This is a genomic window from Roseateles sp. (genome assembly GCF_965262435.1).
Classification (GTDB): domain Bacteria; phylum Pseudomonadota; class Gammaproteobacteria; order Burkholderiales; family Burkholderiaceae_C; genus Paucibacter_A.
This window is the reverse complement of sequence record NZ_OZ253537.1, coordinates 4,715,001-4,722,500: the sequence shown is the minus strand read 5'-3', so window position 1 is coordinate 4,722,500 and position 7,500 is coordinate 4,715,001. Positions and strand designations below refer to the sequence as shown.

The following is a 7,500-nucleotide window of genomic DNA, read 5'->3' as shown; positions in this document are numbered from 1 at the left end:
ATTGGCTAAGTGGGAAACGAAGTGGGAAGGCTAAAACAGTCAGGATGTTGGCTTAGAAGCAGCCATCATTTAAAGAAAGCGTAATAGCTCACTGATCGAGTCGTCCTGCGCGGAAGATGTAACGGGGCTAAGCCAGTTACCGAAGCTGCGGATGTGCAATTTATTGCACGTGGTAGGAGAGCGTTCTGTAAGCCTGTGAAGGTGGGTTGTGAAGCCTGCTGGAGGTATCAGAAGTGCGAATGCTGACATGAGTAGCGTTAAAGGGGGTGAAAAGCCCCCTCGCCGAAAGCGCAAGGTTTCCTACGCAACGTTCATCGGCGTAGGGTGAGTCGGCCCCTAAGGCGAGGCAGAGATGCGTAGCTGATGGGAAACAGGTAAATATTCCTGTACCGATCAATAGTGCGATGTGGGGACGGAGAAGGTTAGCTCAGCCAACTGTTGGAATAGTTGGTTCAAGCGTGTAGTCGTATCCCTTAGGCAAATCCGGGGGAATTAGATGAGGCGTGATAACGAGTCTGCTTGCAGACGAAGTGAGTGATACCCTGCTTCCAGGAAAAGCCACTAAGCTTCAGCTATTGACGACCGTACCGCAAACCGACACTGGTGCGCGAGATGAGTATTCTAAGGCGCTTGAGAGAACTCTGGAGAAGGAACTCGGCAAATTGACACCGTAACTTCGGAAGAAGGTGTGCCTCTAGTATGTGATCCATTGACTTGGTGAGCAGAATGGGGCCGCAGAGAATCGGTGGCTGCAACTGTTTATTAAAAACACAGCACTCTGCAAAGACGAAAGTCGACGTATAGGGTGTGACTCCTGCCCGGTGCTGGAAGATTAAATGATGGGGTGCAAGCTCTTGACTGAAGTCCCAGTAAACGGCGGCCGTAACTATAACGGTCCTAAGGTAGCGAAATTCCTTGTCGGGTAAGTTCCGACCTGCACGAATGGAGTAATGATGGCCACACTGTCTCCTCCAGAGACTCAGCGAAGTTGAAATGTTTGTGATGATGCAATCTCCCCGCGGAAAGACGGAAAGACCCCATGAACCTTTACTGTAGCTTTACATTGGACTTTGAACAGATCTGTGTAGGATAGGTGGGAGGCTTTGAAGTGAGGACGCTAGTTCTCATGGAGCCAACGTTGAAATACCACCCTGGTGTGTTTGAGGTTCTAACCTTGGTCCCTTATCGGGATTGGGGACAGTGTATGGTGGGCAGTTTGACTGGGGCGGTCTCCTCCCAAAGTGTAACGGAGGAGTTCGAAGGTACGCTAAATACGGTCGGAAATCGTGTTGATAGTGCATTGGCATAAGCGTGCTTGACTGCGAGACTGACAAGTCGAGCAGGTACGAAAGTAGGACAAAGTGATCCGGTGGTTCTGTATGGAAGGGCCATCGCTCAACGGATAAAAGGTACTCTGGGGATAACAGGCTGATACCGCCCAAGAGTTCATATCGACGGCGGTGTTTGGCACCTCGATGTCGGCTCATCTCATCCTGGGGCTGTAGCCGGTCCCAAGGGTATGGCTGTTCGCCATTTAAAGAGGTACGTGAGCTGGGTTTAAAACGTCGTGAGACAGTTTGGTCCCTATCTTCCGTGGGCGCTGCAAGATTGAGAGAGCCTGCTCCTAGTACGAGAGGACCGGAGTGGACGCACCTCTGGTGTATCGGTTGTCACGCCAGTGGCATCGCCGAGTAGCTAAGTGCGGAAGAGATAACCGCTGAAAGCATCTAAGCGGGAAACTCGTCTCAAGATGAGTCTTGCCGGGGCCTAGAGCCCCCTGAAGGGTCGTTCGAGACCAGGACGTTGATAGGCTGGGTGTGGAAGCGCAGTAATGCGTTAAGCTAACCAGTACTAATTGCCCGTGAGGCTTGACCCTATAACTTTGACAGTTCGTGAGCGACGCGAGTCGATCACTGAGCCGGACAAGGACTATTGAGTCGTCAATGCAAGTTATGTTGTTCTTCAGAAGTCTGTTCATTCAATTGAACGTGTGAACGCAATCAAAATCAAAGCTGATTCGAAGTGCAATACCCGAGATACTCGGGTATACTGCGCAACTCTACAAATTGGGTTTGTTGTTGATTTAAAAATCAACAAGAAGCCAACCAGTTAAGCCTGATGACCATAGCGAGGCGGTCCCACTCCTTCCCATCCCGAACAGGACAGTGAAATGCCTCAGCGCCGATGATAGTGCGGGTTCCCGTGTGAAAGTAGGTCATCGTCAGGCTAATATTTAAGCAAAACGCCCGGTCACATGGCCGGGCGTTTCTGTCTCTGGGTGTGGTGGTTGCCTCGTGCATCCATGAGCTCGGTCTCTAGGTACAAGCGTTGCGCGCATCGTTTGTACTTGCAGATCTCGTTGGGCCTCTGGCCTGGCATGGAGCAAGACAGAAGTTGCGGGCTGATGAAAATCGCTGCAATAGGTGTTGACGATAGTAAAAACATCAGTCATAATCTCGCTTCTGTGCTGTTGACGCAAGTTGACGGCGGCAAGATCAGATGAGAGTCTGGCTTGCGCAAGATGAGCTTCGGTTCTCTTGGTTCTTTAAAAATTAACAGCCGATAAGCGTGGGCGTTTGAAGATGAGTGCTGAATGCAGGCGACTGTATTCAAGTCTCTTAGACTTTAAACGCTCACGGAAAATAGATTTGAACTATGCAGGCTCATGTAAAAGTGAGTTTGAGGTTTAAGTCGATTCCGTTGAGTAAATCAAGATCGAACTGTAGAGTTTGATCCTGGCTCAGATTGAACGCTGGCGGCATGCCTTACACATGCAAGTCGAACGGTAACAGGTTAAGCTGACGAGTGGCGAACGGGTGAGTAATATATCGGAACGTGCCCAGTTGTGGGGGATAACTACTCGAAAGAGTGGCTAATACCGCATGAGACCTGAGGGTGAAAGCGGGGGATCGCAAGACCTCGCGCAATTGGAGCGGCCGATATCAGATTAGCTAGTTGGTGGGGTAAAAGCCCACCAAGGCAACGATCTGTAGCTGGTCTGAGAGGACGACCAGCCACACTGGGACTGAGACACGGCCCAGACTCCTACGGGAGGCAGCAGTGGGGAATTTTGGACAATGGACGCAAGTCTGATCCAGCCATGCCGCGTGCGGGAAGAAGGCCTTCGGGTTGTAAACCGCTTTTGTCAGGGAAGAAACGGCTCGCTCTAATACAGTGGGCTAATGACGGTACCTGAAGAATAAGCACCGGCTAACTACGTGCCAGCAGCCGCGGTAATACGTAGGGTGCAAGCGTTAATCGGAATTACTGGGCGTAAAGCGTGCGCAGGCGGTTATGCAAGACAGATGTGAAATCCCCGGGCTCAACCTGGGAACTGCATTTGTGACTGCATGGCTAGAGTACGGTAGAGGGGGATGGAATTCCGCGTGTAGCAGTGAAATGCGTAGATATGCGGAGGAACACCGATGGCGAAGGCAATCCCCTGGACCTGTACTGACGCTCATGCACGAAAGCGTGGGGAGCAAACAGGATTAGATACCCTGGTAGTCCACGCCCTAAACGATGTCAACTGGTTGTTGGGAGGGTTTCTTCTCAGTAACGTAGCTAACGCGTGAAGTTGACCGCCTGGGGAGTACGGCCGCAAGGTTGAAACTCAAAGGAATTGACGGGGACCCGCACAAGCGGTGGATGATGTGGTTTAATTCGATGCAACGCGAAAAACCTTACCTACCCTTGACATGCTAGGAATCCTGAAGAGATTTGGGAGTGCTCGAAAGAGAACCTAGACACAGGTGCTGCATGGCCGTCGTCAGCTCGTGTCGTGAGATGTTGGGTTAAGTCCCGCAACGAGCGCAACCCTTGTCATTAGTTGCTACGAAAGGGCACTCTAATGAGACTGCCGGTGACAAACCGGAGGAAGGTGGGGATGACGTCAGGTCATCATGGCCCTTATGGGTAGGGCTACACACGTCATACAATGGCCGGTACAGAGGGCTGCCAACCCGCGAGGGGGAGCTAATCCCAGAAAACCGGTCGTAGTCCGGATCGTAGTCTGCAACTCGACTGCGTGAAGTCGGAATCGCTAGTAATCGCGGATCAGCTTGCCGCGGTGAATACGTTCCCGGGTCTTGTACACACCGCCCGTCACACCATGGGAGCGGGTTCTGCCAGAAGTAGTTAGCCTAACCGCAAGGGGGGCGATTACCACGGCAGGGTTCGTGACTGGGGTGAAGTCGTAACAAGGTAGCCGTATCGGAAGGTGCGGCTGGATCACCTCCTTTCTAGAAAATGGTCGAGCAGTGGTTTGTTGCATGCAACAAGTCATGAGCGAGATCCACATGCACTCAGATTGAAGCGCCCACACTTATCGGCTGTATCACAACAGTGAATGAATAGAAGAAGTGAGCCTGTGGAGCTAGCCTCATAGCTGGAAAAGCAGGTAAGCCTCAGATCCGCAGGCCACGAGTGATGAACGCGTGGGTCTGTAGCTCAGTTGGTTAGAGCACCGTCTTGATAAGGCGGGGGTCGCTGGTTCGAATCCAGCCAGACCCACCACCGTACACAAAGCGTGCCAGGCAAGGCGCGAGACACTGATGCATAGCAGCGCTATGTGAAGTGTTGAGCAACGACGCATGGCGCGGTTTGAGGGGGATTAGCTCAGTTGGGAGAGCACCTGCTTTGCAAGCAGGGGGTCAACGGTTCGAACCCGTTATCCTCCACCAAGACTATTCATTCAAGAGTTGGCAAACCAAAGCGTCCAGGTTGGATGTTGTGGTTTGCCAGCCTTTATTGGCTGTTGTTCTTTAACAATTTGTAGAGTCGAATCAGCGTTGTCGACGGAAAGTTTAGTTTCTTCGCGAATCTTCGGATTTGAGGGGCTAGACACCGTGCCGTCGGCAACATTTTGATTGCGTCAAACACAAGACTTCAACTGAGCAAGAAATTGTTTAGGTATGAAGAACGGCGTAACGCGTAAATACTCAATAAACGTATGGACTCATGAATGGGGTCTGTACGAGTTCTTGACCGACAGTGCCGTCAGCGCTGTCAAAGTTATAGGGTCAAGTGACTAAGTGCATATGGTGGATGCCTAGGCGATTACAGGCGACGAAAGACGTGATAGCCTGCGATAAGCTTCGGGGAGCTGGCAAATTAGCTTTGATCCGGAGATTTCTGAATGGGGAAACCCACCCCGCGAGGGGTAACTCTGACTGAATACATAGGTCATTGTGGCGAACCGGGTGAACTGAAACATCTCAGTAGCTCGAGGAAAAGACATCAACCGAGATTCCGAAAGTAGCGGCGAGCGAAATTGGAGTAGCCTTTACGTTTTAGCATCGTGTATATCAGAACGGAATGGAAAGTCCGGCCATAGCGGGTGATAGCCCCGTATGAGAAATGCTGCGGTGTGGAACTAAGCGTAAGACAAGTAGGGCGGGACACGAGAAATCCTGTCTGAATATGGGGGGACCATCCTCCAAGGCTAAATACTCGTAATCGACCGATAGTGAACTAGTACCGTGAGGGAAAGGCGAAAAGAACCCCGGGAGGGGAGTGAAATAGATCCTGAAACCGTATGCATACAAAAAGTAGGAGCCCGCAAGGGTGACTGCGTACCTTTTGTATAATGGGTCAGCGACTTACATTCAGTGGCGAGGTTAACCGAATAGGGAAGCCGTAGAGAAATCGAGTCCGAATAGGGCGAATTAGTCGCTGGGTGTAGACCCGAAACCAAGTGATCTATCCATGGCCAGGATGAAGGTACCGTAACAGGTGCTGGAGGTCCGAACCGACTAATGTTGCAAAATTAGCGGATGAGCTGTGGATAGGGGTGAAAGGCTAAACAAACTTGGAAATAGCTGGTTCTCTCCGAAAACTATTTAGGTAGTGCCTCAAGTATTACCATCGGGGGTAGAGCACTGTTATGGCTAGGGGGTCATGGCGACTTACCAAACCATTGCAAACTCCGAATACCGATGAGTACAGCTTGGGAGACAGAGCACCGGGTGCTAACGTCCGGACTCAAGAGGGAAACAACCCAGACCGCCAGCTAAGGTCCCCAAAATTGGCTAAGTGGGAAACGAAGTGGGAAGGCTAAAACAGTCAGGATGTTGGCTTAGAAGCAGCCATCATTTAAAGAAAGCGTAATAGCTCACTGATCGAGTCGTCCTGCGCGGAAGATGTAACGGGGCTAAGCCAGTTACCGAAGCTGCGGATGTGCAATTTATTGCACGTGGTAGGAGAGCGTTCTGTAAGCCTGTGAAGGTGGGTTGTGAAGCCTGCTGGAGGTATCAGAAGTGCGAATGCTGACATGAGTAGCGTTAAAGGGGGTGAAAAGCCCCCTCGCCGAAAGCGCAAGGTTTCCTACGCAACGTTCATCGGCGTAGGGTGAGTCGGCCCCTAAGGCGAGGCAGAGATGCGTAGCTGATGGGAAACAGGTAAATATTCCTGTACCGATCAATAGTGCGATGTGGGGACGGAGAAGGTTAGCTCAGCCAACTGTTGGAATAGTTGGTTCAAGCGTGTAGTCGTATCCCTTAGGCAAATCCGGGGGAATTAGATGAGGCGTGATAACGAGTCTGCTTGCAGACGAAGTGAGTGATACCCTGCTTCCAGGAAAAGCCACTAAGCTTCAGCTATTGACGACCGTACCGCAAACCGACACTGGTGCGCGAGATGAGTATTCTAAGGCGCTTGAGAGAACTCTGGAGAAGGAACTCGGCAAATTGACACCGTAACTTCGGAAGAAGGTGTGCCTCTAGTATGTGATCCATTGACTTGGTGAGCAGAATGGGGCCGCAGAGAATCGGTGGCTGCAACTGTTTATTAAAAACACAGCACTCTGCAAAGACGAAAGTCGACGTATAGGGTGTGACTCCTGCCCGGTGCTGGAAGATTAAATGATGGGGTGCAAGCTCTTGACTGAAGTCCCAGTAAACGGCGGCCGTAACTATAACGGTCCTAAGGTAGCGAAATTCCTTGTCGGGTAAGTTCCGACCTGCACGAATGGAGTAATGATGGCCACACTGTCTCCTCCAGAGACTCAGCGAAGTTGAAATGTTTGTGATGATGCAATCTCCCCGCGGAAAGACGGAAAGACCCCATGAACCTTTACTGTAGCTTTACATTGGACTTTGAACAGATCTGTGTAGGATAGGTGGGAGGCTTTGAAGTGAGGACGCTAGTTCTCATGGAGCCAACGTTGAAATACCACCCTGGTGTGTTTGAGGTTCTAACCTTGGTCCCTTATCGGGATTGGGGACAGTGTATGGTGGGCAGTTTGACTGGGGCGGTCTCCTCCCAAAGTGTAACGGAGGAGTTCGAAGGTACGCTAAATACGGTCGGAAATCGTGTTGATAGTGCATTGGCATAAGCGTGCTTGACTGCGAGACTGACAAGTCGAGCAGGTACGAAAGTAGGACAAAGTGATCCGGTGGTTCTGTATGGAAGGGCCATCGCTCAACGGATAAAAGGTACTCTGGGGATAACAGGCTGATACCGCCCAAGAGTTCATATCGACGGCGGTGTTTGGCACCTCGA

Annotated in this window: 2 tRNA genes and 4 rRNA genes (2 of these 6 running past the window's edge); all 6 read left to right on the top strand. The window is 51.2% G+C overall.

Annotated features, from left to right (window positions below):
* A 23S ribosomal RNA gene (locus ACQY39_RS20310) occupies positions 1–1,876 on the top strand; it begins 1,005 nt to the left of the window's first position.
* Positions 1,877–2,114: 238 nt separating this feature from the next.
* A 5S ribosomal RNA gene (gene rrf, locus ACQY39_RS20305) occupies positions 2,115–2,227 on the top strand.
* 490 nt (positions 2,228–2,717) lie between these two features.
* A 16S ribosomal RNA gene (locus ACQY39_RS20300) occupies positions 2,718–4,241 on the top strand.
* 197 nt (positions 4,242–4,438) lie between these two features.
* Positions 4,439–4,515, top strand: a tRNA-Ile gene (locus ACQY39_RS20295).
* A 91-nt stretch (positions 4,516–4,606) separates the two neighbouring features.
* Positions 4,607–4,682: transfer RNA gene (locus ACQY39_RS20290), tRNA-Ala, on the top strand.
* Positions 4,683–5,019: 337 nt separating this feature from the next.
* Positions 5,020–7,500: ribosomal RNA gene (locus ACQY39_RS20285) — 23S ribosomal RNA — on the top strand; it runs 400 nt beyond the window's last position.
* The 16S, 23S and 5S rRNA genes sit together here with 2 tRNA genes alongside, the layout of an rRNA operon.